The following is a 19,373-nucleotide window of genomic DNA, read 5'->3' as shown; positions in this document are numbered from 1 at the left end:
ATAACAAATGATAATAATTAATAATGAGTAATAAACTAATTTCACTGATACACCTAAAAACATAGACATATTATGTCAAAAGTGATACTAATGAATGATAACCATAGCATTTTTGAGGACACTATGGCAGGAATGCAGCCGCTAAAATCAATGATACTCTTGCTAATGTTATTGCTCTCCGCTTGTGGAGATCCAATAAAAGAGCAAATCACCCAACAAATCCCACTCACTGAACAACGTATTGAATTACTTGCTCAATCACTTGCTGACGGGCAAGTTCGTAATGCTAATTTAATTAGCCAATACGGAGAAAGATTACTTCAAAGCAAACCAAGTTATAAACCATTAATTGACGAGTTTCTAAAAGACACTGGCACAAAAGGCCCGATGTTTGTTGCTTTAGTTGAGCGATTAAACACGGTAAAAAATCAGCCTCAAATGTTTGAGAGCTCTCAAGCTATTTATGATGAACTTTTAAATCTTTATCAAGCAGCCGATCCGGTTTTGTATTCTGATGCTTTAAGTGATCCACTTAATGTATTAGCCGATATGTCTGATGGTAGTTTACCGCGGGTTAACGCTATGTCCAAAGCACAAAGTATGGCGGCTAATAAGGCGCAAGACTTTGGCACCGGAGAACAACTAATCGGCAATCCATCATACGGTAGTTGGACGTCTGGCTCTAATGGGATGTCGTTTTGGGCTTGGTATGGTATGTACTCTATGATGGGTGATGTATTTGGCTCTCGCCGAACCAGTTATAATGATTGGGGCCGTGGCCGAAATTATAGTTATTACAATGATTATGGCCGCAAGCGCTACAGTTCACCCGATCAGCTGCGTAAGCAAAATGATTTAGATACCCGTACCAAAAAATCATTTCAAAGCCGTGGCCAAAAATACACCAGTGCCTATAGTAAAAATAGAACGGGCGCGTCAAGTATCTCTAGTCAAAGTAAAAGTGCACAAACCAGTGCCAATCGATTTGCTAGCAAAACCACCAATAAAAGCGCTTATGCAAAATCAAGTAAAAGCGGAAAAAATGCTAGCTTTAGAAACAGTAAAAGCACAACGTCACGTAGCTTTAGACGTGGAAAGTAGGGATAAATATGAATACATTTATTGAAATAACCGGACTAAATATAGAGCTATTAATCTTCTTAGCTATCGATATTACTATTGCCATTATATTACTTGGCGCTATGCGCTTCATCAGTGGTTTATCAGCAAAAGTAAACTCAACCGATGAACTTGCCAAAGAAGATAATTTTGCCTTTGGTATTAGCGTTGCCGGCAGTGTTGCTGCGCTGGGCATCGTATTAACAGGTGCCATTAGTGGTGAAAATGCTGATAGTTACTTAATGGAAATTATCGGCATGGCCAGTTACGGAATTTTTGGTTTAATTTTGATTAAAATTGGCCGAGTTTTTCATGACCGTTTTGCTTTAAATAAAATTGATAAAAACGCGCAAATTAAAGCACGTAATATTGCTGTTGGTATCGTCGATGCTTCTGGTGCTATTGCCACAGCAATTGTTATTCGTGCTGTATTACTCTGGGTTTATGGCTTAGATATCAGCACATTTACTGCCATCGCTGCCGGCTTTATTGTTTCACAAGCCATGTTAGTGTTAGTTACTCGTATTAAAGAGCGTCAGTACGCGAAAAACAATAAAAACCACAGTATGCAAAATGCTTTTGCTGAAGGTCATGTTGCATTAGCCATTCGCTACGCTGGCCAAGCTATTAGTACCGCCTTAGCCGTAACCGCAGCGAGTCACTTTTTAACCTATAGCCCAGATACCTTATTGGTTAACTTAGTTGGCTGGTTAGTCTTTGGTATGATCATGACCTTATTGGTCGCCCTACTCACTTCAATTGCCAAGCGCCTAGTCCTTATGGGCATCAACTTAGTTGAAGAAGTAGACCAGCAACATAATATTGGTGTTGCGAGTGTTGAAATGGCAATCAGTATTTCTATCGCACTTATTTTAACCGCGTTAATGTCATAACGTTATCGCACCTGTTCTATTTAAGGAATCAAGCGCAACTTATGCGCTTGATTCCTTTCCTGCCATTTAAAAGCAAATAACTCAAGCTAGGAATGTCCATGATAATCAACAGAAATAGACTTTGGGACGATGTTCTCCTGATTTTAACTATGGCTGTTTTAGCGGGTTGCGGGCTGATATACGAATACCTTTTATCGCATTATGCTGGTCGAGTGCTTGGCATTATGGAAAGCACCATATATGCCATGATCGGCCTGATGATTGTCGCTATGGGTTTAGGTGCTTTTGCGGCACGAAAAATTCAATGCGCTTTTAATGGTTTTGTTTGGTTAGAGCTTACCATTGCGTTTTTAGGTAGCAGCTCAATATTGATTATTGGCGGCCTAATCGCCCTAACCCAGACCTTCCCTGAAATATTAGGCTCAATGTTCAACTTGCCCCCAGATGCATACCCACGTGGTGGCTTATTTAAACAACTGAGCTTTATTGCTTTTAATAGCCCTTACTTTTTCGGTTTAATTTTAGGATTTTTTATCGGTATGGAAATACCGCTAATTGCGCGTATTCGCGAAGAAATACACCAAAAGCATCTCAAAAATAATCTGGGCACCATCTACGGTGCTGATTATATCGGCGCAGGTATCGGCGCTGCAATTTGGGTTATATTTTTATTATCCATAGACATCAGCAAAGCCAGTGCATTAACCGCGGCATTAAACCTAACCGCCGGTATCGTATTTATACTCTACTATTGGCAAAGGCTGACCTGGAGAAAAACCTTAATATCGGCTCATGGTGTTTTGTTGTTAATGATCATGGCTATTTATCAATTTGGTAATAGCTGGTTGAGTCAAATGAGCAACTTACTTTATCTCGACAAAGTGGTTTATAGTGACAAAACCCGATATCAACAACTGACTTTTACCCAGCGAAATATGGGGCCCAACGATGGCAACATTATTAACTTCTATCTAAATGGTCGTTTACAGTTTTCATCTTCAGATGAATTTATTTACCACAGTTATCTTGTAAGCCCGGTGTTAGCAGGTTCAGCACGTCATGAAAACATTCTAATTATTGGTGGTGGTGACGGCTTAGCCCTCAGGGACGTTTTACAATGGCAACCTAGCAAAGTCACCTTAATTGATTTAGATAATGAGCTTATTGAACTATTTAAAAATCCACATGATAAATTACCGCAATCATTAGCTAATGCCATTGAAGACTTAAATGCGGCAAGTTTACGCGATAAACGCGTGGAAATTATTGCTGCTGATGCCTTTCTCGCTATCGATAAATTATTGCAAAGCCGGCAGACCTTCGACGCTATTATTGTTGATTTACCCGACCCTAGCCATCCGGATCTCAATAAACTTTACTCGGTTAACTTTTACGCCCGCTTAAAGCAGTTATTGGCAGGCGATGGTTTAATTGGTATTCAATCGGCCAGCCCTTATCATGCTAAAAATGCCTTTATCGCCATTGGAAAAACGGTTCAAGCTGCAGGCTATTCAACCGTTCAGCAATATCATGACAACGTACCTAGTTTTGGCGAATGGGGCTGGACTATTGCGAGTAAAATGGGCGCAGGTCCTTTAACGAGACTTAACAACTTACCAGAACTGCCAGTTTCACACCATTGGTTAACCTTACCTATGGTGATGAATGCCTTTGAATTTTCTCGCGATTTTTATCTAGATAGCGAAGCGGTACCGATTAATTATCTTGGTAGCCATGCCATTTACCAGCTACATCAGCAAGCATGGCAAGATCAGCAAGGATTAAATAATGCCCATTTACAATGATAATAATTAAATTAAGATAAATTAAGAAATAAAATGAATTAGCACTTGACATAATATGTCACAATGCTAAATTAACCCAATACGACATAATATGTCGTTAAGTAAAAACAGTATCACTGATTTTTACGCTACTTATTAGAGCATGAGGAATTACATGAATATTCATAAGATAGCTGACTACCTGAATACTTTGGCCGACAATTCAGACACCGGGATGGTTTTTGATTGCCAACCTATTTCAGGTGAAGTTGATGTACTACAAATAACGGTATTTGGCCGTGAAGAGTTACCAATTTTTGTTTCGGTAACTGATGATCAAATTCTTTGTATCACCTACCTCTGGGGTGAAGAAGAAGTTAAATCAAGTAAAATGAATGAGATGCATGTCAGTATGCTAGAGATGAACATACCTATGCCATTATCTTCATTTTCAAAAATTGGTGATAAATATGTCATTTTTGGTGCGCTAGCTATTAGCTCAACATTTGATGATATCGAACACGAACTAGCCGTATTAAGTAACAATGCGCTAGAAATTATTGACGACATGAGTGATTACTTAATTTAAGCAGCCACCTTAGGAGTATTATTATGAGTATTTTTAAAAAAATTATGACCGCAATTCGCGGCGGTGCAAGTGAAGTGGGTGAATCAATTATTGACTCAAATGCTACGCGCATTTTTGAACAAGAAATTCGTGACGCAGAAAACCACCTTACCAAAGCTAAACGTGATTTAACCGGTGTTATGGCACAGCAAATGTCTTCTAGTCGTGACGTTGAGCGTATTAAACGTGAAGTTGTTGAACATGAAGGCTATGCCGTTCAAGCCCTTGAAAAAGGTGATGATGAACTTGCCATGGCTGTTGCAGAAAAAATTTCCACGCTTGAAAATGAATTAACTACTCAACAACAAGCGCTTGACAGCTTTCAAGGTAATGCTGAGCGTTTGAAAGAGTTAGTGAAAAAGAGTGAACGCCATGTTGCTGAATACAAGCGTCAATTGTCTATGGTGAAAACCACTGAAAGCGTACAAAAAGCGACGTCAGCAATAACCGATAACTTCTCATCAAGCAACTCTAAGTTATTAAACGCTAAAGATTCATTAGAGCGTATTAAAGCTAAGCAACAAAAATTTGATGACCGAATGAAAGCAGCTGAAGTACTTGAGTCTGAAAATTCAGATAACTCACTAGAAGCTAAGCTTAAAGAAGCCGGCATTGGTGCTAATGACAACAATGCAAATTCAGTATTAGAGCGCTTAAAAGCTAAACAAAAATAGCTCAAAAATTACTATTACCGCTTTGTATCTATGATACAAAGCGGTTTTTTAGCTTAATTTATTGCCATTTTTAGCCATTATTATTCGGAGCAGACAGTGAGTTTTTTTAAAAATATATTCAAAAAACCAACGCAAGAGCGCAAACTCGATAATGTTAAAGAGCTCACCTTAGGTGACATTATTGTCATGTCTGACAGTTTTGGTTTGCCTGCAGCACTGCGAGCGCAAGAATTTCAAGTAACTGCGGTTAATAGCTATGAATTTGAACATAAAACCCAAGCTGAATGGGTTTTACAAGGCAATGATAATATAGAGCTATATTTAACCTTGGACGTTGACGATAAAACCTTTTTAAAATTTTCACTGAAAATACTCCATCAAGATGTTGAGACGCTTTTCGATCTAGAAAAATTTGCTGAAGTTTTTGATGAACCCGGACAAGCTCAGTTAACACGCATAGCAGACAGTAATACTACATCAGGCTGGAGCAGCGAATTATACCAACAGAGCAGCTATGCCGAAGTTGGATACTTTCATCGTAAAGATTACCGCAAAGATGCACTTTCAGCCTATGAAGGTAAAGACAGCGGAGAACAGTTTGAACTTTATGCACTTTTTGATGAAGAACAAGACAAAGGACTTGATATTGAAGTTTGGCAAGACGGTGATACCGAAGTGTTTTTAACTTTATTTAGGCCCACCACAGATATTGTTGATATGTATCCAGGAAGTTAATTATGTCGCGAAAAATCCCCGAAAAATGGCAATCATCAGTCAAAGCAGTAAAAGCAGTACAAGTTGCTTTTGATATGGATGAAAAAATTCAACTAGCCATTAGAAAACAAGCCTTAGAAGCAGGCATTAGCCCGTCAGAGCAAATTAGAGATATTTTAGGGCTACCGACCAATAAGCGCCCTAAACGCCCAAGATTAACGGTGAGTCTGTCTGCTGAAGACTACGCATTACTAGGTGAAAAATATAGCTTGTCAGCAGAACAACAACTTGAAATTAAAAAAAAATTAATGGATGATTTAATCAATTATGTTGATGATACACTTATCAACTGAAACTCGGCTTAACTCGTTTATGAGTAGCCAGCAGCTAATGCAATAAGAGATTAAAATGATAGTCGTTCAAAAAGTAATGGAAAAAAGTAATTTATACCGTGTCGATGACTTTGGGGTAAAAAATTATAATTACGGTTTTATTGGCAGTATATCTTTATTTTTATTTATAACCTTAAATTTATCATTAGGTTACATTACCTATCAAGCCGAAATTGGGCTAGAGACCTCACCGGTTAAAAGCTATGCAGATGCTATTTGGCTGATGGTTATGTCTTCCACTACTATTGGCTTTGGTGATGTTTATCCAATAAGTTTTGTTGGTCGAGCCTCTGTTTTTATTATGTTTATTTTAGGCATAGGCCTACTCGGTGGTATGGGTGCGGTATTTGTTAATAAAATATTTGGCTTTGCTGATACAAACATTAAAAACCGAGAGCTTAGAATGCAAAATTCACAAATCATCACTCAAAATATAGAAATAACTAAAAAGCTAATAAAATTAGAAGAGAAGTTAGACTCGTTAACTAAAACGGATAAATAGCTCGTCAAAAATTAATACATAGTCTTAATTGAAATAAATACTGCTAAAAATACAAGCTGTATTCAAAACACTTTGTGCACCAAAAATAACCCCATAAATCAACATATCACGCTAGAATGATAATACTAAATAATGGCTATTCAGCTGTTTTTAGGAAGTGTAATAATTTTGTGCCATACTAGCTCATACGAATAACATTGTTATTTTTAGAAACTTAAAAACTTAATAAAAACAAAGGGAACCCATTATGCTATTAAAAAAATTAACTCTAGTGGCTTTAGTTGCCGTTATTAGCGGCTGTGCCAACAACTCGGCATTGGAAGCAAATATTTCTCAATTAAACCAAAAAGTCGATAATTTAACAGAAAAAGTTAACAGTTTGTCTTCTCAGACGAAGGCAATTTCGGCTGAAGTAAACGAATTAGGTATGGCGCAAGAACTGACCAACCAAGCAGTTAAAGACACAAATGAACGTATTGATAATGTAGTGGCTAGCTACAAAAAATAATACACCTGCAGTTTGTTTAAAAAGATAACTGACTTAAAAAAGCACTAAACCTTGGTTTATGTGCTTTTTTGCTATTCAGGCCGCTAACTTTTTTATTGCATAAGCAGTTCAGTTACCAACCCTTTGGGGCTTTCCACTTGCTGCAATAGTAGTTTTTTATTATCGACTGAATTACCAACAAAGGTGGCTACAGCATGAGTAACTTCAGGCTTATTCGCTACCCCATCATCACCAGTTAGTGGGCTATGTATCTCTATTAATTTTTTATTTGGCTCATAGGATAGTTTTATGGTTTGATCAACAATACGTACCGGTGTGTTAATTTCAACATGCTGATATAACCATTTAATATCATCATCATACAATCGAATACAGCCTGAGCTTGCTCGCATGCCAATGCCAAATCGTTGATTTGAACCATGCAATAAATAAACACTTGTACCTAAACGTAAGGCATATTTTCCAAAAGGATTATTGGGTCCCGCAGGCACTTCATCAGCCAATTGCCTACCATGCTCAATAAAATAACGCTGTTTCATTTCAACCGTTGGACGCCAAACAGGATCTTTTCGTTTTTCTCCTATATAGCTCACTGTTTTTGGTGTTGCTAACCCTTGCCTGCCAATACCAACAGGGAAAACATGAACTTGATCGCTATTTTCGGGGAAATAATACAAACGTAATTCGGGCAAATTAATAATAATGCCCTCGCGCTTACCAAAGGGAAGTAACATCTGACTTGGAATAATTAGTTGTTGGCCAAGAGCGGGTAAAAAAGGATCAACACCTGGGTTGGCAGACATTAGCGCAAGAAAGCCAACGTCATATTTTTCAGCAATCCGTTGAAAGTAATCACCCTTGACCACTTCATGATATTGTTTCTCACCAATTAATCGCGAACCTTCCACTGGCAACGAATATGCTTTCGCAAAACTTACTGTCGCCATTAAACTAGAGAGTAATAAGCTGCAGATTAAAGTCTTATTAATGAGTTTGCTTAAGAAAAAACTTTTAATACAAATAACGATAGTCACTCTATTGGTTACATAATATTAATAATAAGCTAATGATTAAGTAGCCTATTATTTTATAATAAAATTTTTAATCCGATGTTTTGGCTCTATTGTTACTCAAGCCAGTAAGGCTCCATGGCAATTGCGATAGCTTTAGTATTATCTAGTGCCGATAACAAGCCTTCCACTTTACTGTGTTGCCACTGTACGATTTTCTGAGGCGGCTCAGAGAGTTTTTCTAGTTGCAGTTGAATAATCCATAGTGACTTTAACTCGCTTATACCTTGCTGTAAATCTAACCATGGGTGGCGAAATTTATCACGTAAGTCGTTATCGAATAATCCCGCAAGCCAAGTGCCGGTTAATGAACTGCGATATAAGAGTTTGCTTTGTGCAATATATTGCTGACAGTTTAAATTAGTCGTTTTCTTTAGCTCTGCACTAATTTCACTTAAGCTAAATTGAATTTTATTTTGAGCAAATTCAATAAGCGCATGGTCGTTTATATTATTTTCAATCGCTTTATTTTCACTACGTGATAAATAGAGTTGAAGAATTGAAAGTTGCAGCTGATTAAAACGGCTACTATGTAAAAGCTGGCAAATTTCGTCGCTATTAGGGAAACGTTGTTTTTCTATTTTAAGCTGCTTGATTAGTTGCTTGCTAAAATCAAGTTTTTTACGATAATTACCGGTTTTATTGGTGAGTTCTTTTAAGTGTATCGCGTTATCAACCCAAGCGAGTAAATGCACAAAATAACTCAATTCATCTCTTATACGTAATTCATCCGGCGTTAAATATTCCGAAAACAACCAAAAGCCATGGCGAATAACCGCTAAACTGTCTTTTACTTGAACTAATTCATGCAAAGTTTCAGTTGTTAAATATTGCTCAATGTTATTCTGCAAGCTGGTCAGTCCGTGACTAAGTCCATAAGTAAAGGCATCAGCAATTGAGTCACTACTTTTTTCACAAATAAAAACTTGCTGTTCAGCTCGCTCTTTTATTGGCTCTGTTCGCCAGAGCGCATAACCTCTTGCTGCTTTACTTTTTAATCCTGGGCGCAGTGCTAGGTCTTTAAAAAGTAACGATGCTAAATTAAATAGTGCCGATTTATCGCCTTGAACTAATTCGAATTCTAATTCGTGGATGATATTATTTTTGCCTGAACTGGCAATAGTACCTTGATCAAAAGCCAATTCAACCACATTTCCATCTACATCGTTAACTAACCACGTACAACGTTTAAAATCTGTATTGAACAAAACTATCAGGTCATGTTGAATATTACTTACCGATTGCCCTTGTTGCCAAATTTTATTTGGAAAAAGCGTTAAAATCGGAAAGTCACAATCAATATCAACATTATATTCAGGACGACTATGTAAGCCACCAACAACTTGCCCTGCCGTTTTAATCGTTTGCTCAATATGATTATTATTGCGGCGAACTCTCAACCCCATGTCATGTTGCCGTAAATTCAACTCTGGCGTATCAAAATAGCAATTAGCGAGTTGCTTTTCCTGATAGCTAAAGTGAATGTTTTTACGGTTAAATGTCTTGGTGATTTTGTCTACGGTGTTATCGCCTAAAACTAAATATTTAAGCTCTATTTCGGTCGTCATATTTTTCCAATATTAGTTATAAATCAAGCTTATTAACTGTAACAACAATATTTTTGTACAATTACAGAAAATAATAGTGTCAATCTTACATGATTAATAATTTATATCAAAAATCTTAGAAATCTAAGCGACATCACTTGCTATCATCCCTTCAAAGTCCTACTATCTTTGCCATTCTCTGTTTAAATGGCGCTATTGGTTATTTCATGATAAACATAAAACAAACATTCGTTACTCTACTATTCTTTACTTCCTTACTTTCTTTTGCCGAAGAAGCTAATACATCAACAACTGCTGGTTATATTTCTGAAGATTTAATTGTTTATATGCACTCGGGTGCAGGCAAAAATTATCGTATACAAGGTACGGTAAACTCTGGTGAAAAAGTACAATTAACTGGTGAATCAAATAACGAGTACAGCGAGATAATTACGGATAAAGATCGTACCGGCTGGATTGAAAGCAAGCATGTTTCAACAAAACCAGGCATGCGTTATGTTATTGCCGATCTCAATGAAAAACTAGCCATATTTCAAGCAGGTAAAAGTGATATTACTCAGCAATTTAACGAAGCAATAAGCGAAATTGACTCTTTAAAATCTGAACGTAGTGACTTACAAAATAGTATTTCAGCACTTAATATGGACTTAACACAAACTAAATCACAATTGAAAAACCAAGATACTAGCATTAAAAAACAATGGTTTTTTAATGGCGCAATCGTCTTAGGTGTGGGGCTTTTATTGGGCTTAATCTTGCCACGTTTATTTTCAAAACGTAAATCAGGCATGGAAAACTGGGGTTAACTTTTTACTTATTTATTAAAAAGTTACGCAACAAATCACACATAGAATTGAAACTAATATTTTGAAATTACATAATTTATCATACACTTTATTTTTATTTTGCTTTTTAACCTCTGCTGAACCTTGGATAGACACCTCGAATATATATCTTAGAGCCGGTATTCAACAGCTTGCTGATGCCGGCCATATAAAAACCCCAGTAACAACATTTCCTCTGATGTGGCTTGATATTGGGCGTGATTTAAAACAGGTTGACTATTCCTCATTAAACAGTTCAGAAAAGCAAGCGTTTGACTATATCAATCATCAATTTAGAATGGCCAAAAAAAATAATAAAAAATTAGAGTTCAATACGGCAACTAAAGATAAACGTTTCACAAGTTTTGGTGAAGATTTCAGAGACAAAAACAACATAAAAATTCAAGCAAGCTATATGACAGACTCATTTGCTGTCGGCCTTTCATCAAGTTATACCTTTTCACCACGAGATAATGACAAAACCCGTTTAGATGGTAGCTATGTCGCAGGTTTCATTGGTAATTGGGTGTTCTCATTAGGAAAACAAGACCGATGGTGGGGGCCAGGTTGGGACAGCAACTTAAGCTTAACCAATAACGCTAGACCAATTCCAGCGATTTCATTATCACGAAGATCAGCAACACCATTAGCAATTCCATTTACTGAAATTGCAATCCCGTGGACCGTAACATCCTTTATGGGCGTTATGGACGATAACCGCGTTATTGATAACACCTTATTGTGGGGTTTTAGACTTAACTTTAAACCTTTGGATGGACTAGAAATAGGGCTAACTCGGCTAGCACAATGGGGCGGTAAAGATCGTCCAAAAAGCTTTGGAACCTTTGCAGATTTGTTATTAGGCAAAGATAATTGTGGTGCTTCAGGATTAGTCTGCGGTGAGAATAAAGAAAACGAACCAGGTAACCAGCAAGCAGGATACGATTTACGGTATTCATTTAGTATCCTCAATACCCCTATGAGTCTGTATGGTCAGTATTTTGCAGAAGATGGCGATAATAGCGGCTCTGCTATAAGTTTTTTAACAGAACCCAAAGTTCAAGTAGGTATAGATACTCACGTAACAATTTTTTCTGCGCCAACAACCTTATATTTAGAATACACAGATACCTATGCTGACTGTTCAGACACAAATAACAGTAGTATCGGCAATTGCTTTTATGAACATAGCATTTACCAAACAGGCATGCGCTATCAACAAAGAACATTAGGTAATTTGTACGATAATGATGCTACAAGCGTAGTGTTAGGTTTTATTTCCACCATAAACCAAAATACAAATATGACTACCAAAATTCGTCATTTACAACTCAATAAAGATAATAACGATAAAGCTCCTGGTAATGCCATTATTGGAAATCCACTGACAAAAGTTGCCGAAAACATGATAATGGTTTCGACTAAAGTTCAGCATAGTTATAAAAACTGGCGTTATACTGCTGGCGTAGATCTAAGTAAGTCTACATTTAAAGCTATAGATAAAAGTACAAACAGTGCCAACTTTTTTTTAAAAATTGAATATAACCTTTAAGTTAAAGTTATTTTCATTTACTAAAAAACAAATAAAGTCAGAGGAAGTTAACATGTCATTAGCCAACCACTGTCCTGTATATGTCATCAATTTAGACTGTGCACAGGAACGAATGTTGAGTATGGACGAACAACTTTCAAGGAACGAAATTAACTACGAAAGAATCCCTGCAGTAAAGGGTAATAATTTAACGAAGACAGAAATCAATATTGAGTATTCAGCAATACTCAATAGAAAGTATTTCAGAGCTGATTTAAGTTTAGGTGAAATTGGCTGTTACATCAGTCATAAAAATGTCTGGCGAAAAATGGTCGCCGAAAATATAGAGTTTGCAGTAATTCTTGAAGACGACATGATTATCGAAAAAAATTTTATTGAATTGCTTTCACTTACCGATACTTTAAAAAAATACGACCTAATTAAACTAGCCGATAATAGAAATCATAAACCAAAGCAAATCAGCTCATTAGATCAACGGTTTGAATTAATTAATTTTACAAAAATTCCTAACTGTGCAACAGGTTATACGCTCAACCTAGCCGGTGCTAAAAAACTGCTTTCAAGAGATAAGTTCTATCGTCCTGTTGATATTGATATGCAGTTTTGCCAAGAACTAGACTTATCTGTATTTGGTTTACGCCCTTATCCGATCAGTGAAAATAAAAGCTTCGCCAGTGATATAACACTATTAAATGGTGGGTTTCATGGCACTAAAAGCACCAGTTTCATTCGTAATATCAAATACAGAATACACTTATGGTACTTAAGAAAAACGCACATATCAGGTGAGTTTTAATATCTTACTAACGCTATTTTTAGTGCGTAAGATTAAAATTTCCAGTACTGTAATTGCTTACGCATTTTAAATTGTCTAAATAAATCAAGGGGCTTAGGTTTAAGACTTGGTTTTTCTTCAATAGCTTTATCAATCGCATCTAGTACGCGATAAGATGATTTTCCATCAATGTAGGGGTGTGTGCTATCAATAAACTTTTGGATGTTATCCATTAAACATTGAGGTTTTTGCAGCGCATACTCTATTGACTCCTCAAGCTTATCGGGTGAATCAATGTCAATTAAATATTCATCTGGTGAAATATTATTATAAGTAACAACTGGCTTACCTTGTAATAAAAACATAATAAGCACTGAAGATGTATCACAAACCATAACATCTGCCTGCTTCAACAGTGGAATAACATCATCAGTTTCAACAAAAGTTAAGTGTTCACTTTGAATTGATTTATATTTATCAACAATGCTTTTATCCATTTTAGGATGAAACTGAATTAACCAATGCCATTTCCCTGTCTCACTTAAAGACTTTACCTTATCAAAAAGGTGAGGGGCGCAAGTTAATTTTTTAGAAAATGTTGAACACATTAATATTGTCGGCTTTGCAGCTACTTTATCAAGCATGTTGTTTGAGAATAAAGGGTCTAATGCACACCAACCGGTTTCAATCACTGTAAAGGTCTGATGCTTCTCTGCTAAACGTTGAAATTCAACAGTCGAATCTGGTCCCTGAGTACAATATAAATCAAAACAATGACGCACTTTGTAATGATCATTAAGGCCTTTTTTATCTACTTTTCCGGCATCAAAGCCATGAAAAACAGCGACATTGATTCCAGGGAAAAATGTTGGCGCTATATTGGCAGGAAAAATTACAGCATCAGGATCATATTTCATAACATCATCTACAGTATTTAATACTTTATCGTCCGCCCTAAAGTAAGTTAAATTAACTGAATCACCTTGTACGAACCAATAAACTTCTCTGTTGCTATCACGAATCGCTTCTTGTAATGGTCTTAAAATAGCAAAACTATAATTTTGAGAAATATTTAAAAGAAACCTTTTCGCTGGCATTTTGAACTCATGAAATAGTGTAAGTTATAGACAGCAGATATTAACAAGTTATATGTTAAAAATCAGCCTCCGATAAATCAATAGAGATAATTTGGCTTAATGAAAGTAGAAAAACCACATCACTTATAATATATAACAAAATCACAATTGACATTACAGTAGTAAGTACGCTATTAATAACTTACTAACTATTTATTAAATCAAAAACTTTAAGCTAAATCATAAATGAATAAATTCACAAACATGATTCGAATTAACCTCCTCCTCACATTATCTACGCGCGGATAGGTTTTTATTGCTTGAAAAATAAATAGACAACATAATAAAACACTAAACCCGCGCTAATTACCGCGGGTTTTTTTATGCTCGTCATCTAGCGTAAACACTTTTAATCAGGGACACACATGGGCATTTCTAACGATAAAGTTATTATTTTCGACACCACTTTGCGTGATGGCGAACAGGCGTTAAACGCGAGTTTATCGGTTCACGAAAAATTACAAATAGCTCTGGCTATTGAACGCTTAGGTGTCGATATTATGGAAGTGGGTTTTCCAGTTTCATCACCAGGTGATTTTGAATCAGTTCAAGAAATAGCTCGCACAGTTAAAAACTCACGAGTCTGTGCGTTAGCTCGAGCAGTAGAAGGCGATATTAAAGCCTGTGCTGATGCATTAAAGCCCGCTGATCAATTTCGTATTCATACCTTTATTTCTACTTCTGATGTTCATGTACAACAAAAATTGAAAAAAAGCTTTGCTGACGTGCAAGCCATGGCAGTACATGCGATTAAATATGCCCGACGTTTTACCGATGATGTCGAGTTCTCATGCGAAGATGCGGGGAGAACCCCGATTGATAATTTATGCCGCATGGTTGAACAAGCCATTATAGCGGGTGCGACCACGGTCAATATTCCAGATACTGTTGGTTATACGTTACCTAACGAATTTGGCGGTATTATCGATACTTTATTTAATCGTGTACCTAATATCGACCAAGCGGTTATTTCTGTACATTGTCATAACGACTTAGGCTTAGCCGTAGCTAACTCAATGTCGGCAGTACAAGCGGGTGCAAGACAAATTGAATGTACCATCAACGGTATTGGTGAGCGTGCAGGTAATTGTTCACTTGAAGAAGTGGCCATGATCATGAAAACTCGCCAAGAATTCTTAGGCGTGCATACTCGAATTAATCATCAAGAAATTGCCCGTACGTCAAAATTAGTCAGTCAGCTTTGTAATATGCCAGTGCAATTAAACAAAGCGATTGTAGGTGGCAATGCCTTTAGTCATTCATCGGGCATTCATCAAGACGGCATGCTTAAGGCTAGTAACACCTACGAAATTATGACACCAGAAAGCGTCGGCATCAGTAAAACCAAGTTAAATTTAACCTCACGCAGCGGTCGTCATGTTATTAAACATCGCATGGAGAGCTTAGGTTATCAAGAATCTGATTATGAAATTGAAACCCTTTACGCTGATTTTCTAGCCTTAGCGGATAAAAAAGGCCAAGTCTTCGATGACGATTTAGAAGCATTACTTTTTAATATTCAACAGCAAGACCAGCAAGACTTTTATCGTTTACTAACGCTAAATGTTCAAAGTGGTGGCAGTGAGTTTGCGACTTCAAGTATCAAACTTGCCATAGGTGATGAAGATAAAATTGTCTCAGCAACCGGTAATGGCCCTGTCGACGCACTTTATCGAGCGATTAAAAAAGCCATTGATATTGAATTTGAAGTAAGCGATTACAAAATCTCAAACAAAGGTGAAGGTGAAGATGGCTTAGGTAAGGCCGACATCGTTGTGTCTTGGCAAGGCCGAAACTTCCATGGTTACGGCTTAGATACCGATGTAATTAAGGCATCAGGGCACGCCTTAGTTAATGCACTTAATGGTATTCATCGTGCCATCACCATTGCCGAGTTAAAAACCGAACTCAAAACCGATTTTAAACAAGAAGCAGCTATCGACGGCCAAAGCCAAATTTAGTAGCACGACGATTAAACAAAATAAGGCTAACGATAACCGAGTTAGCCGTAAATCAGATTCATTTATTAAGTATATTTATAGGTTTAAAACAACACTATGTCGAAGATTGCAATATTAGCCGGTGACGGTATCGGGCCTGAAGTGATGGCCCAAGCAGAGAAAGTTTTAGCAACAGTTGCCAAACAGTATGACTTTGAAATAAGCACAGAGCATTATGACGTGGGTGGTTGTGCTATCGACAATCACGGTGAGGCACTTCCAGAAAGCACTGTTAAAGGCTGTGAAAAAGCCGACGCTATTTTATTTGGCTCAGTCGGTGGTCCAAAGTGGAGCAACTTACCGCCAACAGAACAACCAGAAAGAGCATCTTTACTTGGCTTACGCGGTCATTTCGGGCTATTTTGTAACATGCGACCAGCACAACTTCAAAGTGCTATGTCACATCTTTCACCCTTACGTGCTGACATTTCACAAGCCGGCTTTGATATTTTAGTGATACGAGAGTTAACTGGCGGTATATACTTTGGTGAACCTAAAGGTCGTAAAAATGTAGGACAGGAAGACGAAGCAGCTTTTGATACTATGATTTATTCTCGTAAAGAAATTAGCCGTATCGCACACCTAGCTTTTCAATCAGCCCAGAAACGTCGTAACAAGGTTATATCTATCGACAAGGCCAATGTACTAGCTTCGTCTCAATTATGGCGAGAAGTGGTTATTGAGGTGTCAAAAGATTACCCCAACGTTGCTGTTGAACATATGTATGTTGATAACGCGGCTATGCAATTAGTTCGTGACCCTGCTCAGTTCGACGTCATGCTATGTTCGAATTTATTTGGTGATATTTTATCTGACATTTGCGCCATGATCACAGGTTCTATGGGGCTATTACCTTCAGCCAGCTTAAATGAGCAAGGCTTTGGTATGTATGAACCAGCAGGCGGCACAGCACCAGATATCGCCGGTAAAGGTATTGCTAACCCTATCGCTCAAATTCTGTCAGCGGCATTAATGTTGCGTCATAGTTTAAACCAGCCAGAGGCCGCTACCGCAATCGAAAAAGCCGTTGCATCAGCACTTAATGACGGTAATTTTACCGGAGACTTACTTAGCGCCGAAGAACGTCACAAGGCTAAATCGACTAAAGAAATGGGCGATATTATTTGCCAGTATATAGTTAACAATCAAAAAATTTCAGGAGCAAAGTAGCATGGCAACCACGTTATACGAAAAATTATGGCAAAGTCATATTATTGAAGAAAAAGCCGACGAAACACCGTTGATCTTTGTTGATCGTCACTTGATCCACGAAGTTACCTCTCCACAAGCTTTTGCCAATTTAAAATTTCATAATCGTGTGTTGCGCCACCCTGAACGTACAATCGCGACCATGGATCATAATATTTCTACCCGCTTTATTGAAATTAATGCCGCAGGAGAAGGCGCAGCAAATCAATTGCGAACGCTTGAAAAAAACTGTAAAGAGTTTGGCGTAGAGTTGTTTAACATGGGCCATAAAAACCAAGGGGTTGTGCACGTTATTGGTCCAGAACTAGGCTTAACCTTACCCGGCACCGTAATTGTATGTGGAGATTCACACACCTCTACACATGGCGCTTTTGGCGCATTAGCATTTGGTATTGGCACGTCTGAAGTTGAACATGTATTTGCAACACAAACGTTACGTCAAACTAAAGCTAAAACCATGAGAATTGAAGTTAAAGGCCAAGTGGCTCCCGGTATTAGTGCTAAAGACATTATTTTAGCCATTATTGGTAAAACAGGCAGTGCTGGCGCAACAGGTTATGTAGTTGAATATTGTGGAGATGCCATTGAACGCTTAACCATGGAAGAGCGTATGACAGTGTGCAATATGAGCATTGAATTTGGTGCTAAAGCTGGCCTTATCGCGCCAGATGCAACCACGTTTGAATACTTAAAAGGCAAAGACTACTCGCCAAAAGGCGAAGTATGGCAGCAAGCTGTTAGTGATTGGCAGCAACTAAAATCAGACACTGGTGCAACTTTCGATAGTTACTTAACGCTTGAAGCAAAAGATATTAAAACTCAAGTAACGTGGGGAACAACACCAGGGCAAGTTACCCAAATTGATAATGTTGTGCCTTCACCGGAAGATTTCTCTGACCCTGTTGAGCGAGATTCTTGTATTGCAGCTTTAAAATACATGGGCTTAACGGCTGGTACAAAAATTACCGACATAACTATTAATAAAGTTTTTATTGGCTCATGTACAAACTCTAGAATAGAAGATTTACGCGCTGCAGCGGCAATTGCTAAAGGCAAAAAAGTTTCACCAACGGTTGATGCGATTGTAGTACCGGGCTCTTATCGTGTTAAAGCACAAGCAGAAGCTGAAGGCTTAGCACAAACCTTTATAGATGCTGGCTTTGAATGGCGCTTACCGGGTTGTTCAATGTGTTTAGGTATGAATGATGATGTATTAACCGAAGGCGACCGTTGTGCTTCAACCAGTAACCGTAATTTTGAAGGCCGACAAGGCCGCGGTAGTCGTACGCACTTAGTTAGCCCCGAGTTAGCTGCCGCCTCTGCTATTGCCGGACATTTTGTCGACTTAACCACTATCAACTCAAAAGTTCAAGGAGCATAACATGGAAAATTTTACCCAACATTATGGTTTAGTTGTGCCATTGGACGCAGCGAATGTTGATACTGACCAAATCATCCCAAAACAATTTTTACAAAAAACTACTCGAACAGGTTTTGGCCAACATTTATTTAACGATTGGCGCTATTTAGATAATGCAGGCAAAGAAGATAACCCTGAATTTATTCTTAATGAGCTAAAATATCAAGGCGCTAGCATTTTACTTACGGGTGAAAACTTTGGTTGTGGTTCAAGTCGAGAACATGCACCTTGGGCACTACAAGAATATGGTTTTAAAGTGATTATCGCCTCTAGCTTTGCCGATATTTTCTATGCTAACTGTATCAATATTGGCATTTTGCCGGTTACTTTAACAGAAGCAGAAATAGCGACACTATTCCAGCAATCAGAGAAGGGTCTGCAGCATATTACTGTTGATTTAACAGCAAGCACGGTTAAAACAGAAAGTGCGCAATATAGTTTTAACATTGCACCTTTTCATAAATATTGCTTAGAAAACGGTGTTGATAGTGTCGGTTGGACGCTAAATAAACTTACAAAAATAGAAGATTACGAAGCCAAAATGCCCGCTTGGCAGTAAGCGAAATATTTTAACCATCAGTCGCAAAGGCTGGTGGTTAAAGCGC

The 19,373-nt window shown here is 37.7% G+C and carries 19 protein-coding genes; 16 read left to right on the top strand and 3 right to left on the bottom strand.

Annotated elements, in window-relative coordinates; genetic code table 11:
- Positions 1-90: 90 nt before the first annotated feature.
- The 9 genes from H4J38_RS06155 (at position 91) to H4J38_RS06115 (ending at position 7,214) form a co-directional block, all read left to right on the top strand.
- A complete protein-coding gene (locus tag H4J38_RS06155) occupies positions 91-1,101 on the top strand; it encodes a hypothetical protein (protein WP_310733451.1) in 1,011 nt (336 codons plus the stop codon).
- 8 nt (positions 1,102-1,109) lie between these two features.
- Entirely contained in the window at positions 1,110-2,012 is a 903-nt protein-coding gene (locus H4J38_RS06150) for a DUF350 domain-containing protein (RefSeq protein ID WP_182130562.1), read from the top strand.
- Positions 2,013-2,110: 98 nt separating this feature from the next.
- Positions 2,111-3,817, top strand: a complete 1,707-nt coding sequence (locus tag H4J38_RS06145) for a polyamine aminopropyltransferase (protein ID WP_259365413.1) — start codon at positions 2,111-2,113, stop codon at positions 3,815-3,817.
- A gap of 154 nt (positions 3,818-3,971) precedes the next feature.
- On the top strand, positions 3,972-4,385 hold the full coding sequence (locus H4J38_RS06140) for a YjfI family protein (RefSeq protein ID WP_182130558.1): 414 nt from the start codon (positions 3,972-3,974) through the stop codon (positions 4,383-4,385).
- A gap of 23 nt (positions 4,386-4,408) precedes the next feature.
- Entirely contained in the window at positions 4,409-5,098 is a 690-nt protein-coding gene (locus H4J38_RS06135) for a PspA/IM30 family protein (RefSeq protein WP_182130556.1), read from the top strand.
- Positions 5,099-5,194: 96 nt separating this feature from the next.
- Positions 5,195-5,833, top strand: a complete 639-nt coding sequence (locus H4J38_RS06130; RefSeq protein WP_182130555.1) for a hypothetical protein — start codon at positions 5,195-5,197, stop codon at positions 5,831-5,833.
- Positions 5,834-5,835: 2 nt separating this feature from the next.
- Positions 5,836-6,165 carry a hypothetical protein gene (locus tag H4J38_RS06125; protein ID WP_182130553.1) on the top strand — a complete coding sequence of 110 codons (330 nt, stop codon included), beginning with the start codon at positions 5,836-5,838 and terminating at the stop codon, positions 6,163-6,165.
- A gap of 55 nt (positions 6,166-6,220) precedes the next feature.
- Positions 6,221-6,706, top strand: a complete 486-nt coding sequence (locus tag H4J38_RS06120; RefSeq protein ID WP_259365412.1) for an ion channel — start codon at positions 6,221-6,223, stop codon at positions 6,704-6,706.
- A 247-nt stretch (positions 6,707-6,953) separates the two neighbouring features.
- The gene (locus tag H4J38_RS06115) at positions 6,954-7,214 is read left to right on the top strand and encodes an LPP leucine zipper domain-containing protein (protein WP_182130551.1); all 261 of its coding nucleotides are present in this window, start codon (positions 6,954-6,956) and stop codon (positions 7,212-7,214) included.
- A 92-nt stretch (positions 7,215-7,306) separates the two neighbouring features.
- Here the strand turns inward: H4J38_RS06115 and H4J38_RS06110 are convergent, their stop codons facing one another.
- Together H4J38_RS06110 and H4J38_RS06105 are read right to left on the bottom strand one after the other, a co-directional pair.
- Positions 7,307-8,161, bottom strand: coding sequence for a L,D-transpeptidase family protein (locus H4J38_RS06110; RefSeq protein ID WP_182130549.1), 855 nt, complete (start codon positions 8,159-8,161; stop codon positions 7,307-7,309).
- Between the two features lie 179 nt (positions 8,162-8,340).
- Positions 8,341-9,852: an inorganic triphosphatase gene (locus H4J38_RS06105; RefSeq protein ID WP_182130547.1), complete on the bottom strand. Its 1,512-nt coding sequence runs from the start codon at positions 9,850-9,852 to the stop codon at positions 8,341-8,343.
- Between the two features lie 206 nt (positions 9,853-10,058).
- On the opposite strand from H4J38_RS06105, the gene H4J38_RS06100 reads away from it, so the two are divergent.
- From H4J38_RS06100 to H4J38_RS06090, 3 genes are all read left to right on the top strand, one after another.
- Positions 10,059-10,658: a TIGR04211 family SH3 domain-containing protein gene (locus H4J38_RS06100; protein WP_182130545.1), complete on the top strand. Its 600-nt coding sequence runs from the start codon at positions 10,059-10,061 to the stop codon at positions 10,656-10,658.
- Between the two features lie 61 nt (positions 10,659-10,719).
- The gene (locus H4J38_RS06095; RefSeq protein WP_182130543.1) at positions 10,720-12,228 is read left to right on the top strand and encodes a capsule assembly Wzi family protein; all 1,509 of its coding nucleotides are present in this window, start codon (positions 10,720-10,722) and stop codon (positions 12,226-12,228) included.
- A 52-nt stretch (positions 12,229-12,280) separates the two neighbouring features.
- Positions 12,281-13,024 (top strand): glycosyltransferase family 25 protein, encoded by a 744-nt coding sequence (locus tag H4J38_RS06090; RefSeq protein WP_182130541.1) that lies wholly within the window; start codon positions 12,281-12,283, stop codon positions 13,022-13,024.
- Positions 13,025-13,056: 32 nt separating this feature from the next.
- Here H4J38_RS06090 and H4J38_RS06085 read toward each other — a convergent pair whose 3' ends face one another.
- A complete protein-coding gene (locus tag H4J38_RS06085; RefSeq protein ID WP_182130539.1) occupies positions 13,057-14,100 on the bottom strand; it encodes a CDP-glycerol glycerophosphotransferase family protein in 1,044 nt (347 codons plus the stop codon).
- Positions 14,101-14,504: 404 nt separating this feature from the next.
- Between H4J38_RS06085 and leuA the strand changes: the two genes are divergently transcribed.
- The 4 genes from leuA (at position 14,505) to leuD (ending at position 19,327) form a co-directional block, all read left to right on the top strand.
- Complete coding sequence (leuA, locus tag H4J38_RS06080) at positions 14,505-16,100, top strand: 2-isopropylmalate synthase (protein ID WP_182130537.1); 1,596 nt, start codon at positions 14,505-14,507, stop codon at positions 16,098-16,100.
- Positions 16,101-16,196: 96 nt separating this feature from the next.
- The gene (gene leuB, locus H4J38_RS06075) at positions 16,197-17,309 is read left to right on the top strand and encodes a 3-isopropylmalate dehydrogenase (RefSeq protein ID WP_182130535.1); all 1,113 of its coding nucleotides are present in this window, start codon (positions 16,197-16,199) and stop codon (positions 17,307-17,309) included.
- Between the two features lies 1 nt (position 17,310).
- Positions 17,311-18,729, top strand: a complete 1,419-nt coding sequence (gene leuC, locus H4J38_RS06070; protein WP_182130533.1) for a 3-isopropylmalate dehydratase large subunit — start codon at positions 17,311-17,313, stop codon at positions 18,727-18,729.
- Between the two features lies 1 nt (position 18,730).
- Positions 18,731-19,327 carry a 3-isopropylmalate dehydratase small subunit gene (gene leuD / locus H4J38_RS06065; RefSeq protein WP_182130532.1) on the top strand — a complete coding sequence of 199 codons (597 nt, stop codon included), beginning with the start codon at positions 18,731-18,733 and terminating at the stop codon, positions 19,325-19,327.
- Positions 19,328-19,373: the final 46 nt, after the last annotated feature.

This window comes from Colwellia sp. BRX10-3 (assembly GCF_014077505.1).
Lineage (GTDB): Bacteria > Pseudomonadota > Gammaproteobacteria > Enterobacterales > Alteromonadaceae > Cognaticolwellia.
This window is presented reverse-complemented; position numbering and strand designations above follow the sequence as displayed.

Excerpts from the sequence above, each read along its gene's own strand:
- H4J38_RS06150 (WP_182130562.1), top strand. The coding sequence starts at position 1,110 with ATGAATACATTTATTGAAATAACCGGACTAAATATAGAGCTATTAATC.
- H4J38_RS06155 (WP_310733451.1), top strand. The coding sequence starts at position 91 with ATGAATGATAACCATAGCATTTTTGAGGACACTATGGCAGGAATGCAG.
- H4J38_RS06105 (WP_182130547.1), bottom strand. The coding sequence starts at position 9,852 with ATGACGACCGAAATAGAGCTTAAATATTTAGTTTTAGGCGATAACACC.
- H4J38_RS06120 (WP_259365412.1), top strand. The coding sequence starts at position 6,221 with ATGATAGTCGTTCAAAAAGTAATGGAAAAAAGTAATTTATACCGTGTC.
- H4J38_RS06090 (WP_182130541.1), top strand. The coding sequence starts at position 12,281 with ATGTCATTAGCCAACCACTGTCCTGTATATGTCATCAATTTAGACTGT.
- leuD (WP_182130532.1), top strand. The coding sequence starts at position 18,731 with ATGGAAAATTTTACCCAACATTATGGTTTAGTTGTGCCATTGGACGCA.
- H4J38_RS06115 (WP_182130551.1), top strand. The coding sequence starts at position 6,954 with ATGCTATTAAAAAAATTAACTCTAGTGGCTTTAGTTGCCGTTATTAGC.
- H4J38_RS06110 (WP_182130549.1), bottom strand. The coding sequence starts at position 8,161 with ATGGCGACAGTAAGTTTTGCGAAAGCATATTCGTTGCCAGTGGAAGGT.
- leuB (WP_182130535.1), top strand. The coding sequence starts at position 16,197 with ATGTCGAAGATTGCAATATTAGCCGGTGACGGTATCGGGCCTGAAGTG.
- leuA (WP_182130537.1), top strand. The coding sequence starts at position 14,505 with ATGGGCATTTCTAACGATAAAGTTATTATTTTCGACACCACTTTGCGT.
- H4J38_RS06135 (WP_182130556.1), top strand. The coding sequence starts at position 4,409 with ATGAGTATTTTTAAAAAAATTATGACCGCAATTCGCGGCGGTGCAAGT.
- H4J38_RS06085 (WP_182130539.1), bottom strand. The coding sequence starts at position 14,100 with ATGCCAGCGAAAAGGTTTCTTTTAAATATTTCTCAAAATTATAGTTTT.
- H4J38_RS06140 (WP_182130558.1), top strand. The coding sequence starts at position 3,972 with ATGAATATTCATAAGATAGCTGACTACCTGAATACTTTGGCCGACAAT.
- H4J38_RS06100 (WP_182130545.1), top strand. The coding sequence starts at position 10,059 with ATGATAAACATAAAACAAACATTCGTTACTCTACTATTCTTTACTTCC.
- H4J38_RS06145 (WP_259365413.1), top strand. The coding sequence starts at position 2,111 with ATGATAATCAACAGAAATAGACTTTGGGACGATGTTCTCCTGATTTTA.
- leuC (WP_182130533.1), top strand. The coding sequence starts at position 17,311 with ATGGCAACCACGTTATACGAAAAATTATGGCAAAGTCATATTATTGAA.
- H4J38_RS06125 (WP_182130553.1), top strand. The coding sequence starts at position 5,836 with ATGTCGCGAAAAATCCCCGAAAAATGGCAATCATCAGTCAAAGCAGTA.